The sequence below is a fragment of the Candidatus Blochmannia ocreatus genome, assembly GCF_023585745.1.
GTDB lineage: Bacteria > Pseudomonadota > Gammaproteobacteria > Enterobacterales > Enterobacteriaceae > Blochmanniella > Blochmanniella ocreatus.
In genome coordinates this window covers 662,965-689,878 of sequence record NZ_CP097762.1, presented here as the reverse complement: position 1 = coordinate 689,878, position 26,914 = coordinate 662,965, and the positions used below count along the sequence as shown (strand labels likewise).

The 26,914-nt window shown below is 27.4% G+C and carries 22 protein-coding genes and 3 tRNA genes; 19 read left to right on the top strand and 6 right to left on the bottom strand.

Going from position 1 to position 26,914, the window contains the following annotated elements; translation table 11 throughout:
* Positions 1 to 25 precede the first annotated feature (25 nt).
* The 4 genes from waaA to rfaD all read right to left on the bottom strand — a co-directional run bounded on the left by waaA (position 26) and on the right by rfaD (position 5,487).
* Positions 26 to 1,306 (bottom strand): lipid IV(A) 3-deoxy-D-manno-octulosonic acid transferase, encoded by a 1,281-nt coding sequence (waaA, locus tag M9405_RS02990; protein WP_250223207.1) that lies wholly within the window; start codon positions 1,304 to 1,306, stop codon positions 26 to 28.
* A 1,148-nt stretch (positions 1,307 to 2,454) separates the two neighbouring features.
* The gene (waaC, locus tag M9405_RS02985) at positions 2,455 to 3,420 is read right to left on the bottom strand and encodes a lipopolysaccharide heptosyltransferase I (protein WP_250223206.1); all 966 of its coding nucleotides are present in this window, start codon (positions 3,418 to 3,420) and stop codon (positions 2,455 to 2,457) included.
* A gap of 30 nt (positions 3,421 to 3,450) precedes the next feature.
* Complete coding sequence (gene waaF, locus M9405_RS02980; RefSeq protein WP_250223205.1) at positions 3,451 to 4,503, bottom strand: lipopolysaccharide heptosyltransferase II; 1,053 nt, start codon at positions 4,501 to 4,503, stop codon at positions 3,451 to 3,453.
* A gap of 42 nt (positions 4,504 to 4,545) precedes the next feature.
* Positions 4,546 to 5,487 (bottom strand): ADP-glyceromanno-heptose 6-epimerase, encoded by a 942-nt coding sequence (gene rfaD, locus M9405_RS02975; protein WP_250223567.1) that lies wholly within the window; start codon positions 5,485 to 5,487, stop codon positions 4,546 to 4,548.
* Between the two features lie 504 nt (positions 5,488 to 5,991).
* Between rfaD and M9405_RS02970 the strand changes: the two genes are divergently transcribed.
* The 6 genes from M9405_RS02970 (at position 5,992) to pfkA (ending at position 10,571) form a co-directional block, all read left to right on the top strand.
* A complete protein-coding gene (locus M9405_RS02970) occupies positions 5,992 to 6,429 on the top strand; it encodes a rhodanese-like domain-containing protein (RefSeq protein ID WP_250223204.1) in 438 nt (145 codons plus the stop codon).
* 35 nt (positions 6,430 to 6,464) lie between these two features.
* A complete protein-coding gene (gene grxC, locus M9405_RS02965) occupies positions 6,465 to 6,728 on the top strand; it encodes a glutaredoxin 3 (RefSeq protein ID WP_250223203.1) in 264 nt (87 codons plus the stop codon).
* Between the two features lie 59 nt (positions 6,729 to 6,787).
* The gene (gene secB, locus M9405_RS02960) at positions 6,788 to 7,243 is read left to right on the top strand and encodes a protein-export chaperone SecB (protein WP_250223202.1); all 456 of its coding nucleotides are present in this window, start codon (positions 6,788 to 6,790) and stop codon (positions 7,241 to 7,243) included.
* Positions 7,244 to 7,273: 30 nt separating this feature from the next.
* A complete protein-coding gene (gpsA, locus tag M9405_RS02955; protein WP_250223201.1) occupies positions 7,274 to 8,329 on the top strand; it encodes an NAD(P)H-dependent glycerol-3-phosphate dehydrogenase in 1,056 nt (351 codons plus the stop codon).
* A gap of 1 nt (position 8,330) precedes the next feature.
* Positions 8,331 to 9,110 (top strand): serine O-acetyltransferase, encoded by a 780-nt coding sequence (gene cysE / locus M9405_RS02950; RefSeq protein ID WP_250223200.1) that lies wholly within the window; start codon positions 8,331 to 8,333, stop codon positions 9,108 to 9,110.
* A gap of 498 nt (positions 9,111 to 9,608) precedes the next feature.
* Positions 9,609 to 10,571, top strand: a complete 963-nt coding sequence (gene pfkA, locus M9405_RS02945) for a 6-phosphofructokinase (protein WP_250223199.1) — start codon at positions 9,609 to 9,611, stop codon at positions 10,569 to 10,571.
* A 198-nt stretch (positions 10,572 to 10,769) separates the two neighbouring features.
* Here pfkA and tpiA read toward each other — a convergent pair whose 3' ends face one another.
* Together tpiA and M9405_RS02935 are read right to left on the bottom strand one after the other, a co-directional pair.
* The gene (tpiA, locus tag M9405_RS02940) at positions 10,770 to 11,537 is read right to left on the bottom strand and encodes a triose-phosphate isomerase (RefSeq protein ID WP_250223198.1); all 768 of its coding nucleotides are present in this window, start codon (positions 11,535 to 11,537) and stop codon (positions 10,770 to 10,772) included.
* Positions 11,538 to 11,700: 163 nt separating this feature from the next.
* Complete coding sequence (locus M9405_RS02935; protein WP_250223197.1) at positions 11,701 to 12,456, bottom strand: FAD-binding oxidoreductase; 756 nt, start codon at positions 12,454 to 12,456, stop codon at positions 11,701 to 11,703.
* A gap of 850 nt (positions 12,457 to 13,306) precedes the next feature.
* Here M9405_RS02935 and rpmE point away from each other — a divergent pair.
* From rpmE to trxA, 13 genes are all read left to right on the top strand, one after another.
* Entirely contained in the window at positions 13,307 to 13,519 is a 213-nt protein-coding gene (gene rpmE / locus M9405_RS02930) for a 50S ribosomal protein L31 (protein WP_250223196.1), read from the top strand.
* A 205-nt stretch (positions 13,520 to 13,724) separates the two neighbouring features.
* On the top strand, positions 13,725 to 14,873 hold the full coding sequence (metB, locus tag M9405_RS02925; RefSeq protein ID WP_250223566.1) for a cystathionine gamma-synthase: 1,149 nt from the start codon (positions 13,725 to 13,727) through the stop codon (positions 14,871 to 14,873).
* Positions 14,874 to 15,312: 439 nt separating this feature from the next.
* Entirely contained in the window at positions 15,313 to 16,203 is an 891-nt protein-coding gene (gene metF, locus M9405_RS02920; RefSeq protein WP_250223195.1) for a methylenetetrahydrofolate reductase, read from the top strand.
* Between the two features lie 1,065 nt (positions 16,204 to 17,268).
* Positions 17,269 to 17,341: transfer RNA gene (locus tag M9405_RS02915), tRNA-Ala, on the top strand.
* Between the two features lie 87 nt (positions 17,342 to 17,428).
* Positions 17,429 to 17,503: transfer RNA gene (locus M9405_RS02910), tRNA-Asp, on the top strand.
* Between the two features lie 21 nt (positions 17,504 to 17,524).
* Positions 17,525 to 17,596 (top strand) — tRNA-Trp (locus M9405_RS02905).
* A 567-nt stretch (positions 17,597 to 18,163) separates the two neighbouring features.
* Entirely contained in the window at positions 18,164 to 19,813 is a 1,650-nt protein-coding gene (ilvG, locus tag M9405_RS02900) for an acetolactate synthase 2 catalytic subunit (RefSeq protein ID WP_250223194.1), read from the top strand.
* A gap of 6 nt (positions 19,814 to 19,819) precedes the next feature.
* Positions 19,820 to 20,059: an acetolactate synthase 2 small subunit gene (gene ilvM, locus M9405_RS02895; protein WP_250223193.1), complete on the top strand. Its 240-nt coding sequence runs from the start codon at positions 19,820 to 19,822 to the stop codon at positions 20,057 to 20,059.
* Positions 20,060 to 20,113: 54 nt separating this feature from the next.
* Complete coding sequence (locus M9405_RS02890) at positions 20,114 to 21,034, top strand: branched-chain amino acid transaminase (RefSeq protein ID WP_250223192.1); 921 nt, start codon at positions 20,114 to 20,116, stop codon at positions 21,032 to 21,034.
* An 80-nt stretch (positions 21,035 to 21,114) separates the two neighbouring features.
* Positions 21,115 to 22,971: a dihydroxy-acid dehydratase gene (gene ilvD, locus M9405_RS02885; RefSeq protein ID WP_250223191.1), complete on the top strand. Its 1,857-nt coding sequence runs from the start codon at positions 21,115 to 21,117 to the stop codon at positions 22,969 to 22,971.
* Positions 22,972 to 22,980: 9 nt separating this feature from the next.
* The gene (gene ilvA / locus M9405_RS02880; RefSeq protein WP_250223190.1) at positions 22,981 to 24,525 is read left to right on the top strand and encodes a threonine ammonia-lyase, biosynthetic; all 1,545 of its coding nucleotides are present in this window, start codon (positions 22,981 to 22,983) and stop codon (positions 24,523 to 24,525) included.
* Positions 24,526 to 24,586: 61 nt separating this feature from the next.
* Positions 24,587 to 26,068 carry a ketol-acid reductoisomerase gene (gene ilvC / locus M9405_RS02875; RefSeq protein ID WP_250223565.1) on the top strand — a complete coding sequence of 494 codons (1,482 nt, stop codon included), beginning with the start codon at positions 24,587 to 24,589 and terminating at the stop codon, positions 26,066 to 26,068.
* Between the two features lie 162 nt (positions 26,069 to 26,230).
* The gene (gene trxA, locus M9405_RS02870; RefSeq protein ID WP_250223189.1) at positions 26,231 to 26,575 is read left to right on the top strand and encodes a thioredoxin; all 345 of its coding nucleotides are present in this window, start codon (positions 26,231 to 26,233) and stop codon (positions 26,573 to 26,575) included.
* The last annotated feature ends 339 nt before the right edge of the window (positions 26,576 to 26,914 follow it).

Here is a 26,914-nt window from a genome sequence, read left to right as displayed (position 1 = left end):
TAATATCATTAACATAACATTACATTTAAACTAATAGATAACGATTCAATAGATATAATAAATTTTTTAGAACACCTTGATTACATTTTAATACTTTAAATGCTCTATCTCCATAATTTCTACGAGCCTGACCATCAATTAATAACTGAGTAATGACACTTGCTAAAGACTTATCGTCAAAAATAGTAATCAATCCATTCGATTCATGTAATTTCATACAAATATCATAAAAATTAAAAGTATATGGACCCATAATTACAGGAATAGAATGCGCTGCTGGTTCTAATGGATTATGCCCACCATGCCGTACTAAGCTACCGCCAACAAATGCTATATCTGATATTCCATACAATAACATTAATTCACCAACAACATCATTAATTACCACTTGAATTTCTGCTGATGGATCTATCTTATCACTACTCATAATATAAGAAAAACCAGCACATTCAGTAATACTTTTAACACTAAAGGTACGCTCCAGATGTCTAGGTGCAATAATCAATAATAAATCTGGAAAGCTCTTTAAAAGAATTTTATGTGCTTGCAATAATACAATTTCTTCCCCAGAATGTGTGCTGCCAGCTATCCATACTCGACGAGTTTTAACCCAAGTTTTTTTTAAAACCGAAATTTTCTTTAATAAATCATACGATATTTCTATATCAAACTTTAAATTACCAGTAATGAATAATCTATCCTTTTTCATACCGAGTTGTAAAAATCGAGAAGCATTTTCTATATTTTGAGCAGCTACTAAAGTCACACGTTTCATAAGCAATGAAATAAAATAACCACATTTTTTGTACCTTTTAAAAGAACGACAAGATAATCGTGCATTAACGATAATAAAAGGAATATCGCGTTTATATAATATATTGATTAAATTCGGCCACAATTCTGTTTCCATAACAATAACTAATTTGGGTTGAACTCGAGAAACAAATCGATTTACAGAACCAGGCAAATCATACGGTAAATAACTGCAAATAACATTTTTTTTAAAAATAGATTTAGCTAATTCTATTCCAGTGGGAGTCATTGCTGTTAATGTAATATTAACTCCTGGGTAATGTTTTTGTAAAATCTTTACTAAAGGAACAGCCGCTAGAGTCTCTCCTAGAGACACAGCATGCAATATAATCCCATTAGGTTTAACACGCTTCTTATTTAAAAATCCATAACGCTCCAACCAATTTTTACGATAATACGGAAATCTTATGCAATACCATAGCAAACTTATCCAAATTAATGGTTGAATGACATATAAAATAACACGATATATCACTATATATATAGTATACATAGCATTCTACACAACAATAAATTATATATTTTCGTATGCTTAAAATAATGCAAATTCTATAAATAAATGTAATTTATTCGCTAATATAATTTATTAAAAATATATTTATAAAAACTAATTAAATTTTATTAAATATTAATCAATCAATTTATATATTTTGTATTTAGTTTTAAAAAAAAATAAAACTTTTATTTCTTCAAAACTTAATTAATAATATAACACCACAGTTATTAGTAATAATATACATTATAATAAATATTATTCTCTATATTATAATTATCTAATATACATAAGATATATAGTTTCTAATAATAAAAATAAATTAAATTTTATTGCAAAAACAATTTATTGTAAAATACAAAATTATATTTCTAAAAAACAATTCCAAAAATTTATATTTTAATATTATTACATTAAATAAAATACTTTATATAATTATTTATATATGCATCAAATAAATGATCTTTTATACTTTTAATATATATTGAAATATATTCAATAATGTCATAAATTAAAATTTATATAAAATTTAAACATTATAATTATTTATTAATATTAATAAAAATTCACGTTTTTACTAAACATACAGTATACTAATTAAAAATAAATAAATTTTTTATGTCTGTGATTAATATATTAAAATACTATTTTAATATATTTGATTATATTTAATAATTTTATTTTAATAATTTTTAGATCTATTAAATATTCTAGTTATAACTCGATCTTATCAATTATATATAAATATAATATATTTCTATTCACAAATAATTAATTATTATTTAATTTTTATAAATTAAATACATTAATATAAAATTAATTATAATACAAATAATATTTATAAAATTTTTTACTTAGTTGTTTAATAACAAATAAAAAGAGCATTAATTTCAAAAAATTAAATTTTTAAACATTAAATATACTTAATTAAATATAATTATCATTAGCACATATAAAATATATAAAACATTATTTTAAATATAAATTTAAAATATTTAATATAATTAATACACTATCTTATACACTAAATTATATAAATAAATTATCAAATTTTAAATTACTACAATCATGCAACACATTAATATCAGTCAAATTTACAGTTAATTTTATTATAAAACTTGAAGTATTTTACAATTAAATATATAATATCACATATTTAACACTTTTTGAAAAACCTCCCACACTTCTTCTGGGGAAAGATTTTCCATTTTTTTTGTAGCAGAATGCAAAATAACTTGATTTTTCCCACATGTCCCAATTAATTTAGGATCCGTCGGGCCATATAACGTTAAATTGGGACAACCCAATACTGCTGCTAAATGACTTAATCCAGTATCAACTGATATAATTGCCGTCGCACCAGATATTTGAACAGCAATATCTCGTAATGTTAATTTTGACAAAATAGTAGTTTGATGAGTGTAAGAAGCTACTAATCGCCGCACTCGTAATTCCTCTGATCTCCCCCAAAAAGGTAATTTTATATGATATCCGGAAGATATAGCATATTTTATAATAAAATGCCAATAAAACTCTGGCCAATGTTTTTTCGCTTTAGTAGTAGAATGAAAAAAGATCAAATAAGGAACATTATTTTTTTTTCGTAAAAATAAAGAACGCAAACCATATTGCCCCATAGCTTGAGGTACTGAATAACCTAAACTACAAGAAAACAATTGTCTAATTCTTTCAATAGAATGTTGTTTCTTTTCAATAAAATGTTTTTTATGATAAAAAAAAACACTCATAGTTTCCCGAACACTTTCACAATCCATCCCATGTACTTCACCACGAGCAATACGGGTTATTAATAAAGACGTTTTTAATAAACCCTGAGCATCAATAACAATATCATATTCTTTTTTTGTTAACCTACTAATAAAATAATAATATTGCTTCCATGAAGAAAAATGATAAAAATTCCTTATCCACATCCTTAGATTGACTGGAATCACCTTAAATACCGCAGGATGCCATCTAAGAATTTCAGAAAAAGTCTCTTCTACTACCCAATCAAATTCTATATTTAGTATAGAATTTGCTGCATCAGTGACAGCAGGTAAAGTATGTATAATATCTCCCATAGAAGAAAGTTTGACAATTAAAACTTTCATAAAATCACTGCCATTTTAAAAATAATTAATTTAGCTTAACAATATTCCTAATGCTTCTAATACCCTATCAGGTTTAATATTTATTAAACTACTATGATAATGATCAGTGCTACTTCCATATAAGTTTTTATTATAATAATCCTCACTAATATCACGTAATATAATAGATCGTTTATACAGGGGAGGCGTGAATTTTGGGTTACTTAATAATCCATATATTCCTACTACAGGACATTGTAACGCAGAAGCTACATGCATTAAACCAGAATCGTTACTGACTACTGCTTTACAAGAAGCGATTATAGCAATAACTTCTTTTACTGATGTTCTGCCAATCAGATTGAAATAATATTTTTCTAAATTTGTTAATATGCTGCAATCAATAAATTTACTAATTATATTATCTTGATATGCCCCTAAAATAACTATATAGTATCCGCGATAAATTAATTGTATTGCTAGTGTTACATAATAACACTGCGGCCAACTTTTATATAACCCAGATGCCGTTCCTGGACATAAACCAATTAAACGCTTTCTGTGATCATGCAAATTAAATTTACATAATACACTTGAAATTTCTGTTTCGCTGATATCCAAACACGGATAAGGTAATGGACTAGGTAAATCACAAAAATTACGCACAACATTTTTATTATATACTAATGATGCGTAACGTTGAATCATCAATGGAAATGATTGAACATTTAATATCCTTACATCATTTAAAAAACCATATCTATATTCACCAAGCCACCCAGTACGAAGTGGGATTTTTGCAAAGAACGGTATTAAAGCTGATTTCAATGAATCAGGTAATACTATAGCTTGCTGATAATTTTTAAATCTTAAAAGTTTTCCAAAATTATAACATTTCAATAATGCTAAGTCCCCATGACTATAAGGTAAAACAAAAGTTTTATTAATTTCTGGCATATAATTAAGCACATCTTTACACCACGTCGGTGCTACTACATCTATTCTTACAGATTTAGGAGCATACCGTGCTACAAGCAAACGATACATACTATGAGACATCACAGCATCTCCAAGCCAAGAAGGACTAATAACTAATAATTTCATAAAATGAACACACCATATATAACTTATGTTCTTTAAAACATATTAAATACCGTTATATAACAACCAATTTAAATAATTAAATATACCATTTTTTACATCAAAAAATTTTTTTTCATAACCCACTATTCTTAACTGTTCAACATTTGCCCTAGTAAAAAATTGATAATGATTGCATAAATAGCTTGGCATAGGAATATACTTAATAGTTAAATCCCGATCGAAAAAATCTAAAACAATATTAGCTATTAATTCAAAAGATTGGGATTCACCAGTACCGCAATCAAAAATACCGGATATTCCAGTATCCCAGGCCCAAATATTTATATCCACAATATCTGAAATATATACAAAATCTCTTTTTATATCATTACTACCACAAAATAGCTTTATATGTTTTTTAGATTTAATCTGTGTATATAATCTATATATAATGCTAGCCATATTACCTTTATGCATTTCATATGGACCATAAACATTAAAATATCTTAATCCACATATCTGAGAGGTAACTTTTGGCAAAATAGAACGTACATATTGATCAAATAAAAACTTAGAATAACTATATATATTTATAGGTTTTTCACGTTGCTTGTGCTCTAACGATGTATCAGTACTTTTTCCATATACTGATGCAGAAGAAGCATATATAAAGGGAATATGATTTTTAATACAATATGATAATAGTTCTTTAGAATACTGATAATTATTTCTCATCATATATTCTCCATCCCACTCAATAGTAGAAGAACAAGCCCCTTGATGGAATACCACATCTATATTATTTATGTAAGAAGGTTCTGTAAGTAAACATTTAAGAAAATAATTTTTATCTATATAATCTGTAATGTACAAACCTATTAAATTTACATATTTTTTTCCATTTTTTAGATTATCTACTACTAAAATATCTTTACGTTTTATCTTATTTAAGGCTCTGATTAAATTACAACCCACAAAACCTGCACCACCTGTAACTATAATCATCATTGTTACTCATATTAAGTATTCAGAACACAAAAAAATCTTAAATGTTTCATTTACTAAAACTAATAATATATTTATTTTCAAAAATTTTTTAATTTTTCATAAAATATTAATTTTAATTTAATAAATTATACGCGCTACAATAATACCAAAAATTTTTTCCGCAAAATAACTATAAACAAAAATAATCCTTATAAAAAATAAGCACATATGCATATTCTAAAGTGTTTATAGAATAGTTAATTACTATAAATGCTAAAAAAAAAGTCGTTATTATCCAATAACATTGGATGGTTATATTTGAAAATACTTTAACACATGTTAAAATAACATGTATATTATTTTACATATTAAATATTAATAATATTAAAAATATTTTTTAAAATATATGCTGTAATTTAAATCAATCAGTAATCATCATTGCTACATATAGTAATATTAGTGTATTCCACACTGCAAAACCTTAAAGTTTAACAAATAACTTATTTAAATAAAAAATTTAATATGATTTATATAGAAGAAATAAAAACATTTATACAACAACATATGATATTATGTGCCATATGGATAGTATTGTTAGTACTCGTTATATCAACATCGATTAACAATTGGATATTTAGAAACTCTGAAATTAAAAGCAATAAAGCTGTTTTATTGATTAATAAAAAAAACGCAATAGTCATAGATATACGTAACAAAGATGATTACAAATCAGGACATATAATAAATAGCCTCCATATATTAATATCAGATATTAAAAATAATAATATTTATAAATTAAAAAAGTTTAAAAAAAGTCCGTTAATTATAGTACATGATAATAACATAATTGCTCATTCCGTTAGGAGAAACTTATGTAAATTAAAATTTGAAGAAGTATATGTATTACATGGAGGTATAATCGGTTGGAAAACTGGAAATTTTCCTGTGTTATTGAAATAATGAAATGTCTCAACATATAAAGGTATATACAATATATGATTAATATTGAAATTTATACAAAAAAAAACTGCCCATACTGTGATCGTGCTAAAAAATTACTAATAAAAAAATCACTAAATTTTACAGAAATTTCTATAGATAATCTTCAATTATCAAACAATATTGTAAAAACTATGATAGAAAGATCTAACGGACGCACCACGGTTCCTCAAATTTTCATAAATAATAAACATATTGGAGGATCAGATGATTTGATTCTATTAAATGATTCAGGAAAATTAGATATACTGTTAAAATAGTATAAAAACTAAAACATATCCATTATTACCTACTACCTACTATTTAAATAGGAGTTTTTGTGCAAAAAAATAACGATAAAATATCATTTTGTATACAAAGAATTTACGTTAAAGATATTTCATTCGAATCACCAAATACTCCCGAGATTTTCCAGATTCATTGGAGTCCTAAAATTCAAGTTGATTTAAATACTAATTCTAAGAACATATATAAAGATATATATGAAGTAACATTATGTGTTACTGCAACTGCAAAAATTGGCGAAAATACAGCTTTTTTATGTCAAATTAAACAAGCTGGTATTTTTAATATATCAGGACTGAACGACACACAAATAGCACGTTATCTTCACGTATATTGTCCAGAGATATTATTTCCATATGTTAATGAATGTTTTAATAATCAAATATCTAAAGGATCATTTCCCCAAATTAATTTAAATCCAATAAATTTTAATACCTTATTTATACAATCTTTAAAAAAAAACAATAACAATAATAAAACTACAAATTAATTTAAATATAATAAATATTTTAATTTCCCCATGAAAAACGCTTCTAAGAAGACTATATATCCTGATATAACTATCATTGGAGCTGGTTCTTACGGTACGGCTATGGCTATAACTTTATCTGATAACGGACGCACGGTATTATTATGGGGACATAATCCTATACATATACATAAACTTAACACGCAACGGTGTAACCCAACTTATCTACCCGAAATTCATTTTCCAAAATTATTATATCCAGAAGCATCTTTAACAAAAGCCGTATCTAATTGTAAAAATATATTAATAGCTGTTCCAAGCTACGTATTCAACGAAGTTTTAACACAAATAAAAAAATCAAAACCACAACGCAATACTCGTATTATTATCGCATCTAAAGGCTTAGAACCCCAAACCGGACGATTATTACAAGACGTAGTATATGATATATTTGGTAAAAACACTCCTATTGCGATAATATCTGGGCCTACTTTTGCTAAAGAAATTGCTATAGGTTTACCTACAGCTATCATATTAGCTTCTAGTGATTCTGTTGTAACTCATGATTTACAACAAATATTACACTGCAATAAAAACTTTAAAATTTATAATAGTACAGATACTATTGGTGTACAAATCGCTGGAGCAGTGAAAAATATCATAGCTATTGGAGCAGGTATCTCTGATGGAATGAGATTAGGTGCTAATGCACGAACTGCGTTAATTACACGGGGTTTAGCAGAAATGTCAAGACTTGGATTAGCTATCGGAGCACAATCAAAGACCTTTATGGGATTAGCTGGAATAGGAGATCTTCTGTTAACTTGTTCCGACAATCAATCAAGAAACCGTAAATTTGGAATGCTATTAGGACAAGGACTCGACAAAAATAAAGCACAAAAAATAGTTAAACAAACAATAGAAGGATTATACAATATAAAAGAAGTACATATGCTATCTAAACAACATAATATCTATATGCCCATTACCACTCAAATATACAACATACTACATCACAAAAAAAATATTCATGATGCAGCTATCTCTTTATTAAGAGATACACAAAAACATAACTTACATAAAACAACTAAATTTTTTGACAATTAATATGAATAATTTACATATTGCCCAAAAAAATTTTTCTATTCCTAAAAATGTACTAGAAATTATTTGGAATAATATTCAAATTGAATCAAGATTATTAATTGATTCTGAACCTATTTTAACTAATTTCATATATAACTCCTTATTAAAACATAAAAGTTTTAAGGATGCATTAATACATATTATTGCTAAAAAATTAGCTAATATAGATGTATCTATCACTGGTATATTAAAAATAATACAAAACATATATGATTCTGATGAAAATATAATTACTGCTGCTGCAAAAGATATTTATGCAATACACGCGAATGATCCAGCTATAACTAAATACATTACTCCTTTCTTATATTTAAAAGGATTTCATACTTTGCAAATTCATCGAATTTCAAATTGGTTGTGGCACAATAATCGTCAAGAACTAGCTATATATCTCTATAATTATAACACTAAGACTTTTAATGTAGATATTCACCCTGCTGCTAATATTGGATGCGGTGTCATGATGGATCATGCAACTGGTATAGTAATAGGAGAAACGTCAGTAATAGAAAATAATGTAACTATAATGCAATCAGTAACTTTAGGTAGTACTGGAAAAACTCAAGGAAATCGTCACCCTAAAATTAGACAAAAAGCAATGATAGGCGCTGGATCTATTATTTTAGGGAATATTGAAATAGGATATGGAGCTAAAATTGGAGCGGGTTCAGTTGTATTGCATTCTGTACCGCCTTATTCCACTGTAACAGGTATACCAGCGAAACTAATCAAAAAACTTTAAAAGTTATTAAATTATTTATTGAATAAACGTTAATAACTTAAGAAGAAAAAAATTTTTCCACTACAACATAACATTGTTATTCTTAATGTTTTTATAAAATCTAGTAGATTAATTTTTATCTATATGAATAAAAAAATTATCTATATATTTTATATAAACTAAATAATATTAGTTCTATAAAATATGCACTAATACAAAGATAAATAATCTATTACATAAATAATATAATATTCCTATAAAATAGGCACCTAAAATATAAATTATTTAATAATAATTAATTCTATTTATACATAATAATTATATTGATGTTCTTATTTAATTTTTATTAAATAGTATTTAAACGAAAAATATTTAATATACTATCAATTTATAGTAAATTTAATGCAACTCATATATATATATATTAATATCATTAATTATATTTGCTTTGTCATATTGACAATATAAACAATATATTTTGACTGTAATATCTATAATAACATAATAGAGCTATTTAAAATGATCAAAAAAATAGGAGTATTAACAAGCGGAGGAGATTCTCCTGGAATGAATGCAGCCATCAGAGGTGTAGTACGAGCTGGACTTTCTGAAGGATTAGAAATTTATGGAATATATGACGGCTATTTAGGTTTATTCCAAAACCGTATGATACGATTAAACCATCGTAGTGTTTCAGAAATAATAAATCGAGGAGGTACTTTTCTAGGGTCTGCTCGTTTCCCCGAATTCAAAGATAACTCTACTAGAATCGTGGCCATTAACAATCTTAATATACATCATATTGATGCACTAGTTGTTATTGGAGGAGATGGATCATATTTAGGCGCTAAAAAATTAAACGATGCAGGATTGCCTTGTATAGGATTACCAGGAACGATTGATAATGATGTTGCAGGGACTGACTATACTATAGGTTATTTTACAGCGCTAAATACTATCGTAGATGCTATCGACAAATTACGTGATACATCTTCTTCTCATCAACGAATTTCTATTATAGAAGTTATGGGACGTTATTGTGGAGATTTAACTATGGCTGCAGCAATTGCCGGTGGATGTGAATTTATTGTAGTCCCAGAAATAGAATTTAATGAAAATGATTTAGTAAATGAGATTAAATCTGGAATCTCTAAAGGAAAGAAACATGCAATCATCACTATTACCGAACACATATGCAACATAGTATGTTTAGCTCAATATATTGAGCAAAAAACTGGCAGGGAAACCCGGGCTACTGTATTAGGATATTTGCAACGAGGAGGTAAACCAGTAGCATACGATCGAATTTTAGCTTCCAGAATGGGTGCGTATTCCATAGAACTCCTTTTACAAGGACACACTGGTAGGTGCATTGGTATTCAAAACGAAAAACTAGTACATCACGACATAGGCAACGCTACGCAATGCACACGTAGACCGTTTCGAACAGATTTGTTACAAATAGCTAAAAAACTTTTTTAAACTATATTTAAAAGCATCAAAAATATAATGTTACTAGTACAAAAATTGAGTATCTATATAATAGATATCTTATATCAACCTATGAGTAAAAATAATACATACCTTATTCTATAACATATTCCTAAAATATTTTAGGTTTTTTACAAAAACTAAATTTTCTGTATTCATAAAATAAATATTTTGCATGTAATATTAAATTTAATTTAACTTTTCTGATAATTTTATAATATCATGAAACTTATCTGCATCTAAAGATGCTGAACCTATTAAAACACCATCAATATCTTTTTGATTTAAAAAATTAACAACATTTTCTGGAGTTACAGAACCGCCATACAAAATTCTTACGCTGCTAGCTATATTAATACTGTAACTTTCTATATAATTGCGAATTGACTTGTGTATCATCTGCACTTCTTCAGGTACAGCGCTTACACCACTACCTATAGCCCACACGGGTTCATAAGCAATAATTGAATCTTTAAAAACCTCTACTGTTCCCCCTGATAATTTAATAATAACTTTAATCTGATTAAGGCATACTGATTCAGTATATCCGCATGCATGTTCTTTTTTATTTTCTCCTATACATAAAATTGGAATTAATCCTATTTTTTTTACAATACAAAACTTTTGCGCAACATATGCATCATATTCATTATGATAAATTCTACGTTCAGAATGACCAATTAACACATATTTAACATTAAGATCTTGCAACATAATCGGAGAAACATCTCCGGTAAACGCTCCAGATATATAAGGATCTACATTTTGTGCGCACAACTTAATGCAACTATCTCTCAAATTACGTCTTACCATATCTAAATATACAACCGGTGGCGCAATAGCTATATAACTTCTGGAAATAGAAGCACATAACTCTACTAACTTAGCAACGGAGTTAGTTATATGATACTTATTACCATTTAATTTCCAATTTCCTACTATTAACGAATTTCTCACATTTTTCTCCGATTAAAATCAATCTACATAAACTTTTATAAATAACGTTTAAGTTATTAAACAAATTTTAATAAAAATACAGCTCAATAAAATTATAATTTTATATTAAATAATTAATGTTAAGTTTCAATTATTTCGTAATTATTAAAATAAATTTTAAACATTACCAATAACGTTCTTGTGTTATATGACCGGGTTTATTTTTATAATGATCCTGCATCTTATATTTTATCTGTAATATTTTTTTAGTATCACGTATCATATACGGATTACCACATAACATTACATGACTACTCCTATTATCTAGCTTGAACCCTACTTTTGCTTCTAAAATATCATTTTTTATTAAAAATGGTATTCGACCAAACAATGAATGCACAGAGTCTTCACGACTAATTATTGTATACACATGTAATTTTCCACGATAAAAACATTGCAATTTATGCATTCTAGTTAAATAATTTAAATTTCTAGCAAAACGTACTGCATGTATTAAAATAATGTTAGAAAATCTATCTAATTTATTATTACGGCAATTATCTGTTAATATTGATAAATAAGGACCAATTCCAGTACCACTAGCTAACATCCATAAATTTGTGCAATTTGGTATTTCATCTAATATAAAATGCCCATAAGATTCTTTAGTCAACATGATAAAATCATGAGGACGTAAATTATGTAACATAGGCGTAAATTTTCCTGATGATATAGTAGCTATATAAAATTCTAAATATGTATCGTTTGGAGCATTAATATATGAATAAGCGCGCTGAATAATACGATTATTAATTTTTATTCCAATTCTCGTAAATTGACCTGCAATAAATTTGTTTACTGGAGCTTTGACAATTAAACTAAATAATTGATCAGTCCAATATGTTATATTAACAACCTGACCTGTAACCCATTCAGACATATAGCATACCTTATATAAACTTATGATATAATTAATCAATTTCGTTATAGATATTTATCACACAAAATAATTACTTTACTAGTTCTGTTAAGATATATAATTTATCCTAATAGTATAAAATAATTTAAAATTATAAAATTTATCTATAAATTCTGTTTATTTATATAATTATTTAAAATGATAAAAATATCACACTGTACTACTAATTTAATAAAAAATAAAATTTATTGTTAAAAATTTATCGATTCATTCAAAACAAAATTTTATGCATTGTTCTGCTATAATCAGAATTTATAATTTCTATAAATATTTATACTTGGATGTGATTTAATAATTCATATTAATTAAGATATAAACATTAAATTTGAAATAGTAAAAATTTAATAATAAAAAACATTTTTCTACTGTAGAATACACATAAAAATTAAATTACTATTCAATAAAGTAAAACTTTTTATGAATTTACTAATGTTATTTAGCATAAATCCAATATATTTTAAAAAATTATATTAATAAAAAAATTTACTGAAAATATAATTATCCTGTCAAAAGTAAATATAAATTGATTATAAATTGTTTAATTTTATGAAATATTTTTCAGTACATTTATTCCGGAGTTTTAATATATAAAATATATATTTTATATAAAAAATTAAATATTTCAACACAATATATATGTAAAAAAACCTTTTTATTATCCATATAAATTTAGAATATTTTTTTAAAAAATATTTGATTAAATTATATTTGCACATTATTCTATAGTTGGAAATTCACAAAATATATAAGCAATAAACTAATTTTTTATGAAAATTATTCACTAACATAAATTTATTCTAAATTCATTAATATGAAAAAAAACATACACCCAAAATATAAAAAGATCACCGCATACTGCGCGTGTGGAAATATAATCCATACTAAATCCACTTTAAATAAAGATTTAAATCTAGATATTTGCAATAAATGTCATCCATTTTACACAGGTACACAACGCATAATAGATACACGAGGACAAGTTAATTTATTTAAAAAACGTTACAAAACTCTTTGCAAATATTAAACAAATATCTTATTGATATAAAAATAATAATGTTCTACAATTCAGTTATTATTGATCTGTAATACATTATGCTAACGATATATTAAATCAATAAAAAAATTATTACATATCAACATGTAAAAGTACATGCTCAATATTTAAATACACACTAACACTACACATTTTATTTAATCTTAAGTTGAAATCATACCCTAATAAAGGTTACATGGATATAAAACAATCTACTATCAGTATTCGAAACGGCTTAAATAGCGACGAACAACACGGATGTGTTGTTCCACCGATAACTCTTTCAACCACTTATAATTTTTTAGAATTCAACAAACCTCGACCTTACGACTATTCAAGAAGAAAAAACCCTACTAGGGACTTAACTCAAACACTTCTGTCAAATTTAGAATATGGAAAACATACTATTATAACAAGCAGTGGAATGTCTGCAATTTATCTAGTTTGTATCGCTTTTCTACAAAAAGATGATGTATTAATTGCTCCTTATGACTGTTATGGCGGTACATATAGATTATTAGATGCTTTACACAAAAAAGGTATATGCAAAGTATTGTTTACTGACCAAAGGGATATAAAAAAACTATTAGAATTATTCGAAATATACCATCCCAAATTAATTTTTCTAGAAACCCCCAGTAATCCTATGTTACGCATAGTAGATATAAATACTATCTGTAGTGTCAAAAACGACACTTTATGCGCTGTAGATAATACATTTATGACGCCAGTATTACAAAATCCATTACTTTTAGGTGCAGATATAGTCATACATTCTTGCAGTAAATATTTAAACGGACATTCCGATGTAATAGCAGGAGCAGTCATAACTAAAGATATTTATATAGCTAATCAACTAAATTGGTGGGGGAACACACTTGGCGTGACTGGTAGCGCTTTTGATAGCTATCAACTATTAAGAGGCATGCGAACTTTAATTCCTCGTGTTCATCAGCAGCAAAAAAATGCTGCAAAGATTGTTGATTTTTGTCAAAAACAAGATCATATTAAAACATTGTATTACCCAGGATTATCAAATCATTCTGAATCCCATATTATTAATAAACAGCAAAGTGGATTTGGATCAATATTCAGCTTTGAATTAAAGGGTAATAAGAATAAATTGTTAAAATTTTTAAAAGCATTAAAACTATTTACTTTAGCTGAATCATTTGGAGGAGTAGAAAGTTTGATTGCACATCCAGCCACTATGACGCATGCCGCGATGCCAGACAATATTCAAAAAAAAGCTGGAATAAATAATATGTTGTTACGTATATCCGTAGGGCTAGAGGATAGCGATGATCTCATCGCTGATTTAAAAAAATCATTTTCATTAATATGAAAATAAACTCATTAAAAAATTATTGATGAAATTATCGATATTAAATATGTATTTAAATTTTTTATAAAACCCAAACAATATTTTATAAAAAATATGCATTATATACAACACAATACAAATTCTCACTTTTTTCAAAAAGTCTATATGTTGGACTAACACATATTATATGCATGTTATATTTATTAATTTCTATGTTTATTAAGATTACATAATTTTAAAGACATCTTATATTCGGTATGTAATACATTAACTAAAAAATAAACTAATTTATTTACAACTCTGTTCTGTTATAAACACATGAAATTTTATTCAACAAAAATCACGAAATTATAAAACATAATATGTGTAAAATAACATTTATTGTTAAATAACAACATCATTGTACATAGACTTTATCTATAATGCAATATTAACTAATAACAATATATAAGAGGAAAATATGAGTATGTTTCATGCTACTCAACAAGAAATTTTAAATCAATATCTTACTGAATCTCAAGGCAACATTAATATATCATTTGAATTTTTTCCACCAAGAACCACTGAAATGGAAAAAATATTATGGAAAACTATAAATAAATTAAGTAAATTAAATCCGTTATTTGTTTCCGTGACATACAGTGTAAATTCTGGCACAAGAGATTATACTGATAAGACAATTAAAAAGATAAAAAAACGTACTGGATTAATAGCAGCACCACATTTAACATGTATTAATGAAACACAACAAAAATTAACATATATAGCTCAGAAATATTGGGATAACGGTATACGTAATATTATTGCTTTAAGAGGAGATAAATCTACAAAATACCCCAAACCCTCTATGCATGCTATAGATTTAGTATCTTTATTAAAAAAAATCGGAAATTTTGATATTACAGTAGCTGCTTACCCTGAAGTACATCCAGAGGCAAAAAATGCACAATCAGATATAATTCACTTAAAAAAAAAAATAGATGCTGGAGCAAATCGCGCAATAACACAATTTTTTTTTGATGTAGAACAATATCTAAGATTTCGAGATCTGTGTATATCTATTGGAATTGATATAGACATTACTCCAGGTATATTACCAATTTTCAATTTTCGTCAATTACAATATTTCACAAGTATCACCAAAGTAAAAATACCACATTGGATATCTATGATGTTTCGAGGACTAGATAATGATTTCAAAACACAAAAAATGCTTGGAACATTTGTAGCTATGAATATGATCCGAATTCTCATTAAAGAAGGAGTAAAAAATTTTCATTTTTATACCCTTAACAGATCAGATATAACATACGCTATATGCCATACCTTAGTAAAATACATACATAATTAATGATATGCTATACAATAATAGCCAATTCTAAATAGAACATTTTAATAAAAAACAACACATTATTAATTTTACTTAAAATTACTATATAATAGTAAATATGAATTAAGTGCATAAATATAATATTATATTTATGCAATGATTTTTATAAAACATCACATATTACAATAATTTAGAATATTTCTATAAAATTCTAACAACAACTACATAAACACTTTTCATACATCTATATTATATATGTGTATATAATTTTTCTTTTCTTTGTAAAAGAATCATTCATTTATCCAACAATGAAATTTTTTATAAAAATTAAAAAATCACTTATTATTAAGTGGAATAACATTCCAAATCAAATAAAAAACCTAAAATTTTTTTTACTAAAAATATTAATTTTTATAACATAAAACTATTAAAATACAGAATTTATAACCGTGTTTCTATGCTATATACTGAATTTTTCCATCTTTCTAAAAATAATTTAAAAACTAAATATTATTATCAGTTACATTAATTAACATTAACTTTTAGTATAACATATATAAATATGTATTAAAAATAAAAATTATTTACTATATTTTATAAAAAAATTATTTAAAAAATTCTAACACTATAACCACTAAATACAAAATTAAATTTCTCATATATAATATAAATACTATTAATCAATTTCATATTGCAAATATTTTAACTAAATTATCTTTATCACTAAAATCTAATTTGATTGGAATGTATTTTTAATAATTAAATTTATCATTGAATAACTATTATTAAAATTTATACATTTATAATGTATATTACAAAAAATTAAATTAATATTTAATCTTATAAAATTAAATAATTTTTATGAAAATAAAACAATCAATTAATAATTTCTATTAATACAAAATTACTCCAATTAAACTACTAAACATAATAATACATTACTTATAAATTTATAAAATTAACTCTAATGTAATACTACATTTAATATTAAATTAAATAAATTTAAATGTTTAAATAAATGGCAATTAATATTAATATTTGCATATTAATATTAAATTTGTTATAGTCCTTATGTTTATTAACGATGGGGCTATAGCTCAATTGGTAGAGCATCTGTTTTGCACGCAGAAGGTCAGCGGTTCGATCCCGCTTAGCTCCATAACAACATTGTTTATGATATATTTCAAATAATACCACAACAATATATTATTGTATTAACTTTTATAAAATAAATAAAAATTAAGAAGGTGCGGTAGTTCAGCACGGTTAGAACATCGGCCTGTCACGCCGGGGGTCACGGGTTCGAATCCCGTCCGCACCGCATCGAGACCTTCTTATCACTAGGGGTGTAGTTCAACGGTAGAACATCGGTCTCCAAAACCGGGAATTAGGAGTTCAAATCTCTTCACCCCTGTTAATATTTTCTGTTATTACTGTACCAATGAAATATTAATTAGCTCAATAAAAACATACAATTATAATTGTCACTATACGAAATCATGTTTAATTTTCTGAAAAATTTCAATTATAAAACACCTTTTTTACAAAATATTTATATGTATAACATTAATCATTTTAAGTATATAAAAGATATTAATAATATTATAAAATAACATTATCAGTACAATATTAATATCTAAATCAATTAAATGATAGCTTTTATATATTAGCATAAATATATTACAAAGAATTTTATATATTCTTAATGCTATAAAATAACAAACACACTGATTATAATACCTCTCCCATAAAATATTATGTAATAATAATATCAATATTTACATTACATAAAATAATTAATATAATAATATTATTAGAATAACAATCTTTTTATATAAAAATAATATTTATATGTATAAAAAATTTAACTACACAAACAGTACAATTTTATATATCTCATATAAACTTTGCAGATAAAATCTATTACAGCACACTAATTTAATAATAAAATAACCAATACAATCATATGAGAAAATAAAATATGAACGGAGCCCAGTGGCTAATAAAAACATTACAAAAAAAAGGCGTAAACATCATTTTTGGTTATCCTGGTGGCGCTATCATGCCGATATATGATGCATTATTTGATTCTAAAATAGAGCATTTATTATGCAGACATGAGCAAGGAGCTGTTATGTCCGCTATTGGATATACTAGAGCTACTGGCAATATTGGAGTATGTTGCGCTACATCTGGCCCAGGAGCTACTAATCTAATTACAGGATTGGCTGATGCATTATTAGATTCAATTCCTATAATAGCTATTACTGGACAAGTAGGTTCAGATTTAATTGGTACTGATGCATTTCAAGAAATAGATGTTTTAGGTTTATCTTTAGCTTGTACAAAACACAGCTTTTTAATACAATCATTAAGTGATTTACCTAATATTATTGAAGAAGCGTTCCTCATAGTTACTCAAGGTAGACCAGGGCCAGTACTAATAGATATTCCAAAAGATATTCAATTGTCTATTATTAAATCTTTTAATAAACCTAATGCTTATATTAACAATAAATACATACAACGCAATATTAAACAAGACATAGCAACAGCGCGTACATTAATGTCACAAGCGCTTCAACCCGTATTATATGTAGGAGGCGGTGTAAATATAGCTGCAGCAGTAGGTGAATTACGTAAATTTATTTCTGTAACACAAATACCTACTGTAGTAACATTGAAAGGATTGGGAGCGCCAGATTACACAGAAGATTGCTATTTAGGAATGCTGGGTATGCATGGAAATCAAGCAGCTAATTTGGCAGTACAAAAATGTGATTTATTAATTGCAATCGGAGCTCGATTCGATGATCGAGTAACAGGACAACTGGATACCTTTGCTCCAAAAGCAAAAATCATCCATTTAGATATTGATCCAGCAGAAATTAATAAACTGCGCATAGCAAACGTAACATTATTAGGGAATTTAAATAATTTATTACCTATGTTAACACAACCTCTATCTATTGATACATGGAGAAAAAAAATAAAATCTTTAAAAACACAATACCAATGGTCTTATGAATCATCTAGTAATAAAATTTATGCTCCTTACTTGCTGAATAAAATTAGCGAGCATTCTCCGGATGATACCATCATTACTACTGATGTTGGGCAACATCAAATGTGGGTTGCGCAACATATGAGATTTAATAAACCAGAAAACTTTATTACTTCTGGAGGATTAGGTACAATGGGGTTTGGCACACCTGCTGCTATTGGCGCTCAAATTGGACGACCTCGTAGCACAGTACTATGTATTTCTGGCGATGGATCATTCATGATGAATGTACAAGAACTCGCTACTATTAAACGTAAAAAATTACCTATAAAAATTATTTTATTAGATAATAAACGCCTTGGTATGGTACGTCAATGGCAACAATTATTTTTTAAAAAGCGCTACAGCGAAACTACCCTAACAGATAACCCCAATTTCTTAATTTTAGCACAAGCATTTGAAATCGATGGAATATCTATAACCTATAAATCTCAAATCTCCAATGCAATAAAAACTTTATTTACATATACAGGTACTTTTTTACTACACGTAATTATCAATGAATGTGAAAATGTTTGGCCGTTAGTACCGCCTGGATCCTCTAATGCAACTATGCTGGAGAAATAATATAATATGATATATCATTCTTTGTCTATTAAAGCTAGATTTTGCCCAGAGGTACTAGAACGTATACTCCGAGTTATACGTCATAGAAGATTCGAACTACACACATTATATATGTCATCATATATGAATACAAATAATAGAAAAAACATACATCTTATTATTACGGTTTCTAGCAAAAAAAAAATATATATATTATCTGAACAATTAAAAAAATTAATAGATATATATTATCTTAAAATTCAATAAATTCTATAATAATAAAATCTATGAAAATTTCTAATATTAGACACAAGGTATACAATGAATAAAGCCGATTTTATTTGGTTCAACGGACAAGTAATTCCTTGGAAAAAAGCCACAATACACGTCATGTCTCATGCACTACATTATGGATCATCAGTATTTGAAGGAATTCGATGTTATAATAGCTCACATAAAGGACCAGTGATATTTCGTCACCGTGAACATATGCAAAGATTACACAATTCTGCCAAAATCTACCGAATACCTATTCCCTGGAATATCAACGCTCTAATGCAAGCTTGCAAAACTATCATACAAAAAAATAACTTAACTAATGCATATATACGTCCTATCGCATTTATTGGAGATATAGGATTAGAAATTGACCCAATACTTGATTATACCGCTAATGTTGCGATAGCAACATTCTTATGGTCATCTTATTTAGGTGCTGATTCCTTAAAAAAAGGTATAGATGTCATGATCTCCTCTTGGAGAAGAGTCCCTGCGAATACTATTCCTAACTTAGCTAAAGCTGGAGGGAATTATTTGTCATCTATGTTAATTAGCAACGAAGCACATCGTTATGGATATCAAGAAGGAATAGGATTAGATATACACGGTCATGTTGCAGAAGGCGCAGGAGAAAACTTATTTATAGTTAAAAACAATATTATACTAACCCCCCCTTATGAATCTTCTATTCTACCTGGAATAACACGAGATACTATTATTAAATTGGCAATATATGCCGGTTTAGAAATAAAAGAACAAATATTATCCAGAGAATCTCTATACATAGCTGATGAAGCATTTATATCCGGAACCGCTGTTGAAATAACGCCAATCCGTAGTATAGATAAAATTCAAATTGGTTCAGGTATACGAGGCCCTATTACTACAATACTACAAAATCTATTTTTTAATTTATTTACCGGAAAAACTGAAGATAAATGGAATTGGTTAGATCCTATATAAAAATATAACTTATTTTAAATTATCCATGATACTTCAAAAATTAATATTTTTAAAATAGTAAAAACTGAGGGTTTAATATTATGCCGAAATATCGTTCTACTACAACTACATATGGTAGAAATATGGCTGGAGCAAGAGCACTATGGCGAGCTACTGGAATGACAAATAAAGACTTTAATAAAATGATTATAGCAGTAGTAAATTCATTTACTCAATTTGTCCCAGGACATATACATTTACGCAACGTAGGAACAATAGTATCAGAACAAATCCATATGCATGGAGGTATTGCAAAAGAATTTAATACTATCGCAATAGATGATGGAATTGCTATGGGCCATAGTGGTATGCTGTATTCCTTGCCATCAAGAGAACTAATCGCTGATTCTGTAGAATACATGATAAATGCTCATTGTGTAGATGCCATGGTATGTATTTCTAACTGCGATAAAATTACACCAGGCATGTTAATGGCAGCATTACGTTTAAATATTCCAACTATATTAGTTTCAGGCGGACCCATGGAATCTGGAAGAACAACATTATTTAACAAAAACGTTAAACTAAACTTAGTTGATGCAATAACTTATGCTGCTGATCCAAACATATCTGAAAAAGAACAACAAAATATTGAAGAATCAGCATGTCCAACTTGTGGGTCCTGCTCAGGAATGTTTACTGCAAATTCTATGAATTGTTTAACAGAAGCATTAGGACTGGCACAACCCGGTAATGGATCTTTATTAGCGACACATATCGATCGAAAAAAATTATTTATAAATTCTGGAAAATATATTATTCATTTAGCTAAATCTTTTTATGAAAATAATGACTATTCTGTACTTCCAAGAAGTATTGCTAATAAAGCATCTTTTGAAAACGCAATGATGTTAGATATAGCGATGGGTGGTTCTACTAACACTGTTTTGCATCTTCTAGCAGCGGCGCAAGAAGGAGAAATAAATTTTAGTATAGCTGATATCGATAGACTCTCTAGAAAAATTCCACATCTATGTAAAGTGGCCCCAAATACTCCACAATACCATATGGAAGATTTTCATAGAGCCGGAGGAGTAATGGGTATATTGAACGAACTATATCGTTGCAAATTATTACATGAAAATACACGTAATATTTTAAATAAATCTCTAGTAGAGACTTTATTAGAATACGATATTCTTACCACACATAAAAAAAATTTTAAAGCAAAAAATATGTATGCAGCTGCTCCAGCCGGTATACGTACTACACAAGCATTTTCTCAAAAAAATCGATGGAATTCATTAGATACAGATAGAAAATTTGGTTGTATTCGTTCTAAAACATATGCTTATAGCCAAGATGGAGGTTTAGCGGTATTATACGGAAACATTGCTATAGATGGCTGTCTTGTCAAGACAGCTGGAATCTGTAAAGATCTTCAAAAATTCAGCGGGCCAGCTAAAGTATATGATAGCCAAGAAGAGGCCGGAGAAGCCATATTGACACATAAGATATACCCGGGCGACATAATCGTTATTAGATATGAAGGGCCAAAAGGCGGTCCTGGCATGCAAGAAATGCTATACCCTACCTCCTTTTTGAAATCTATGAAACTAGATGCGTGTTGCGCGTTAATAACAGATGGAAGATTCTCAGGTGGAACATCCGGGTTATCTATAGGACATATATCGCCAGAAGCAGCTAATGGAGGATTAATCGCGCTGATACATAACGGAGATATTATTCATATTGATATAAATGCACGCAGCATTACATTAGCTGTATCAGAAAATATCTTGAAAATAAGATATCAAACAGAAATCTCAAGAGGACTAAAAGCATGGACTCCATTGAATAGAACAAGAAATGTATCTGTTTCTTTAAGAGCGTATGCTTATTTAGTGACAAGTGCTGACAAAGGTGCTGTACGTGATAAATCAAAATTATCAATATGAAATACATAAATGACAAAATATCAATCATATATTCATAACCCATGTCCTGCGGAATATCTAAAAATTTCTTTACGTTCTCACGTATATGAAGTGGCACAAATTACGCCACTAGAAATTATGCATAAACTATCCAAACGTCTTAAAAACACAGTATTAGTGAAACGTGAAGACAGACAACCAGTGCATAGTTTCAAATTGCGCGGAGCTTATGCAATGATATCTAGTCTTAACGAAACACAAAAATCTTCTGGAATAATTACAGCATCAGCTGGAAACCATGCGCAAGGAGTAGCTTTTTCTGCTGCTTATCTAGGAATTACATCTCTAATCGTTATGCCTGTTAATACTGCTGCTATAAAAGTAGAAGCTGTACATAGTTTTGGAGGGAAAACACTACTATGTGGCACAAATTTTGATGAAGCAAAAATTAAGGCTATGTATTTAGCAAAAAAATATCAATTAACTTTTATTCCACCATTTGACCATCCAACAGTAATTGCGGGACAAGGAACACTAGCAATGGAACTTTTGCAACAAGATGCTCATTTAGATCGTATTTTTGTCCCAGTTGGTGGAGGTGGGTTAGCCGCAGGTATAGCAGTACTCATTAAACATCTTATGCCACATATAAAAGTTATCGGCGTCGAATCAACAGAATCAGCATCTTTATGCGCTGCATTATCTGCTGGAACGCCAGTACATTTACAAAAAGTTGGTCTATTCGCAGAAGGTGTAGCTGTAAGATGTGTAGGTAACGAAACATTTCGTTTGTGCGAAAAATATTTAGATGATGTAATTACGGTAGATAATGATGCTATTTGTGCTGCTATAAAAGATCTATTTGAAGATGTACGCGCTATTGCCGAGCCATCAGGTGCTTTAGCTTTGGCTGGAATGAAAAAATACATTCAAAAATATGCAATAAACGGAGAACGATTAGCGCACATTCTTTCTGGGGCCAATATAAATTTTCATGAATTACGTTACATCTCAGAACGTTGCGAATTAGGAGAACAACGCGAAGCACTTATAGCAATTACTATACCGGAAAAAAAAGGTAGTTTTTTAAAATTTTATAAAATATTAGGAAAGCGCTTTATAACAGAATTCAATTATCGTTATAACGGATCTAAAAATATCTGTATTTTTATTGGAATACGTCTAAAACATGGAAGTTCCGAAAAAAATATAATAATACAAAAAATACTTACTAATGGTTTTAAAGTAATAGACCTTTCTAATAATGAAATAGCAAAATTACATATTAGATATATGATAGAAGCACGTTTATTTCATCCCTTACAAGAACGTATTTTTAGCTTTGAATTTCCAGAATCTCCAGGTGCATTGCTCAAATTTCTTTATACTTTAGGAAAAAATTGGAATATTTCTTTATTCCATTACAGAAATTATGGAACTGATTATGGACACGTGCTAGCTGGATTTGAACTATCTCATCAAAAAAAAGAAGAATTTTTTCAACATTTATCCAAATTAGGATATGAATGGCGTGACGTTACTACAAATCCTATATTTAAAGTATTTTTAAAATAAATACACTATAATTTTTATATAAACTATACAAATATTAATTATACTAAAGGCATACATTATGATGAACAACTATTTCAATACACTTACTTTTATGCAAAAATTACAACATTTAAAAAAATGTCGACTTATGGAAAAACACGAATTTTCAGATGGAATACAAGCATTACAATCTAAAAAAATAACCATAGTAGGTTGCGGGTCACAAGGCTTAAATCAAGGTTTAAATATGAGAGATTCTGGTATAAATGTTGTATACGCTTTAAAACAAGATTCTATAATTAATAAAAACAAATCTTGGATGCGCGCAAAACAACACGGTTTTTCTGTAGGAACTTACGATGAAATGATTCCACAATCTGATCTTATTATTAATTTAACACCTGACAAAAACCATACATCAGTTATACAACAAATAGAACCTTTAATAAAATATGGAGCTACATTAGGTTATTCTCATGGATTTCATATTGTAGAAATTGGAAAGAAAATTCGTCCAGATATTACCGTAATTATGGTAGCGCCAAAATGCCCGGGCACAGAAGTGCGTCAAGAATACCAAAAAGGCTTTGGAGTACCAGCTTTAATTGCCGTACACGAAGAAAACAATATGTATAACACTGGAATAACATTGGCAAAAGCTTGGTCTTTTGCTCTGGGTTGTCACAAAGCTGGAGTATTAGAATCATCATTTATTGCAGAAGTTAAATCAGATCTTATGGGAGAACAAACCGTTTTATGCGGAATGTTGCAGACCGGATCAATTATTTGTTTTGATCACATGACTAATCATGGGATAAATCATAAATATGCTAGTAACTTTATTCAAAATGGCTGGGAAGTCATCACTGAATCATTAAAACAAGGAGGAATTACATTAATGATGGATCGATTGTCTAATTCTGCTAAAATAAGAGCTCATATACTATCTAAAGAACTAAAAAAAATACTACAACCCATCTTTGAAAAACATATGAATAATATACTTAATGGAACATTTTCAAAAAATATGATTGCAGATTGGAATAATAATGATGCACAATTGCTGGAATGGCGCGAACAAACTAATAAACTAACTTTAGAACAAACACCAATATTTCAGCAAAATATTTCTGAACAAACGTATTTTGATAATGGAGTATTGATGGTAGCTATAGTAAAAGCAAGTGTAGAACTATCTTTCGAAACTATGATAAAATCTGGAATCTCTGCAGAATCAGCATATTATGAGTCATTGCATGAATTACCTTTAATCGCAAACACTATAGCACGTAAAAGATTATATGAAATGAACATAGTAATTTCTGATACTGCTGAATACGGTAATTATTTGTTTTGTAATACTGCGGTACCACTGTTAAAAACAAATTTTATGTCTAATTTAGAAGATGGTGATATAGGTACAATGCACAAAAATATAAAAATAGATAATATTAAATTACGTAATATTAATAATTCCATTAGAAATCATACAATAGAAAAAATTGGAGTTACACTGAGAAATCACATGACAAATATGAAAAACCTTTCATTTATACAGAAATAAAATAAATTTTATTTCTGTATAACATTCATTATACATAATTTTAAAAATTAAAATTTAGTTGATTTTATAAAACAATAACAATACGCTATCACAACACATTATATATATCGATTAATAAAATTATTTAATAAATAATAATTCACTAATATTCAGGAGAAAAAAATGAATCACACCATTATTCATCTAACTGATACCAATTTTAAAAAAAAAGTGTTAACTATTTCTAACGCTCCCAAAAATAATCCATTTCTCATTGATTTTTGGGCGGAATGGTGCAAACCTTGTCAAGCAATGCTGCCTATTTTAGAAAATATTGCAAAAAAATTTTGTGATGTATTACAAGTGGCAAAATTAAATATTGATGAAAATCCCATAACTACTAAACAGTATAATATACGTAGTGTCCCAACACTATTACTGATGTGTCATGGCGCAGTCTTATCTACTAAAATAGGATTATTGTCTCAAAAAGAATTAGAAGAATTTTTACAACAATATATATCATAAATTTATGTCTATATTTTTAAAATTCTTACATATGTTAGTAGACGTTACTGTAATATTACAGTAGAATGTAATATATCATTTTCAATTTAATAAAATATTTTATAAATATATAAAATATTTACGCTTTGTAATTAAAATATAATATATATACATAAAATAAAAACATTTAATTTAACTGTTAAATATTGAAGATTTTTAAATTATTTCAATAACATTCTAATAATTAAATACCTGACACTAGTATTTAACTAAACATATAAAATATAAATACTAATAGTCTTACTTTAAAATAAAATTTTATTTTTAAAACATATCTCTTTGATATCGACAGATATATAC

Bases quoted from the DNA above. Each gene is read 5' to 3' on its own strand.
- ilvA (WP_250223190.1), top strand. From the start codon at position 22,981: ATGACAAAATATCAATCATATATTCATAACCCATGTCCTGCGGAATAT.
- ilvC (WP_250223565.1), top strand. From the start codon at position 24,587: ATGAACAACTATTTCAATACACTTACTTTTATGCAAAAATTACAACAT.
- trxA (WP_250223189.1), top strand. From the start codon at position 26,231: ATGAATCACACCATTATTCATCTAACTGATACCAATTTTAAAAAAAAA.
- rpmE (WP_250223196.1), top strand. From the start codon at position 13,307: ATGAAAAAAAACATACACCCAAAATATAAAAAGATCACCGCATACTGC.
- metB (WP_250223566.1), top strand. From the start codon at position 13,725: ATGGATATAAAACAATCTACTATCAGTATTCGAAACGGCTTAAATAGC.
- metF (WP_250223195.1), top strand. From the start codon at position 15,313: ATGAGTATGTTTCATGCTACTCAACAAGAAATTTTAAATCAATATCTT.
- M9405_RS02935 (WP_250223197.1), bottom strand. From the start codon at position 12,456: ATGTCTGAATGGGTTACAGGTCAGGTTGTTAATATAACATATTGGACT.
- waaF (WP_250223205.1), bottom strand. From the start codon at position 4,503: ATGAAATTATTAGTTATTAGTCCTTCTTGGCTTGGAGATGCTGTGATG.
- waaA (WP_250223207.1), bottom strand. From the start codon at position 1,306: ATGTATACTATATATATAGTGATATATCGTGTTATTTTATATGTCATT.
- rfaD (WP_250223567.1), bottom strand. From the start codon at position 5,487: ATGATTATAGTTACAGGTGGTGCAGGTTTTGTGGGTTGTAATTTAATC.
- grxC (WP_250223203.1), top strand. From the start codon at position 6,465: ATGATTAATATTGAAATTTATACAAAAAAAAACTGCCCATACTGTGAT.
- cysE (WP_250223200.1), top strand. From the start codon at position 8,331: ATGAATAATTTACATATTGCCCAAAAAAATTTTTCTATTCCTAAAAAT.
- ilvD (WP_250223191.1), top strand. From the start codon at position 21,115: ATGCCGAAATATCGTTCTACTACAACTACATATGGTAGAAATATGGCT.
- gpsA (WP_250223201.1), top strand. From the start codon at position 7,274: ATGAAAAACGCTTCTAAGAAGACTATATATCCTGATATAACTATCATT.
- M9405_RS02970 (WP_250223204.1), top strand. From the start codon at position 5,992: ATGATTTATATAGAAGAAATAAAAACATTTATACAACAACATATGATA.
- waaC (WP_250223206.1), bottom strand. From the start codon at position 3,420: ATGAAAGTTTTAATTGTCAAACTTTCTTCTATGGGAGATATTATACAT.
- ilvM (WP_250223193.1), top strand. From the start codon at position 19,820: ATGATATATCATTCTTTGTCTATTAAAGCTAGATTTTGCCCAGAGGTA.
- pfkA (WP_250223199.1), top strand. From the start codon at position 9,609: ATGATCAAAAAAATAGGAGTATTAACAAGCGGAGGAGATTCTCCTGGA.
- ilvG (WP_250223194.1), top strand. From the start codon at position 18,164: ATGAACGGAGCCCAGTGGCTAATAAAAACATTACAAAAAAAAGGCGTA.
- M9405_RS02890 (WP_250223192.1), top strand. From the start codon at position 20,114: ATGAATAAAGCCGATTTTATTTGGTTCAACGGACAAGTAATTCCTTGG.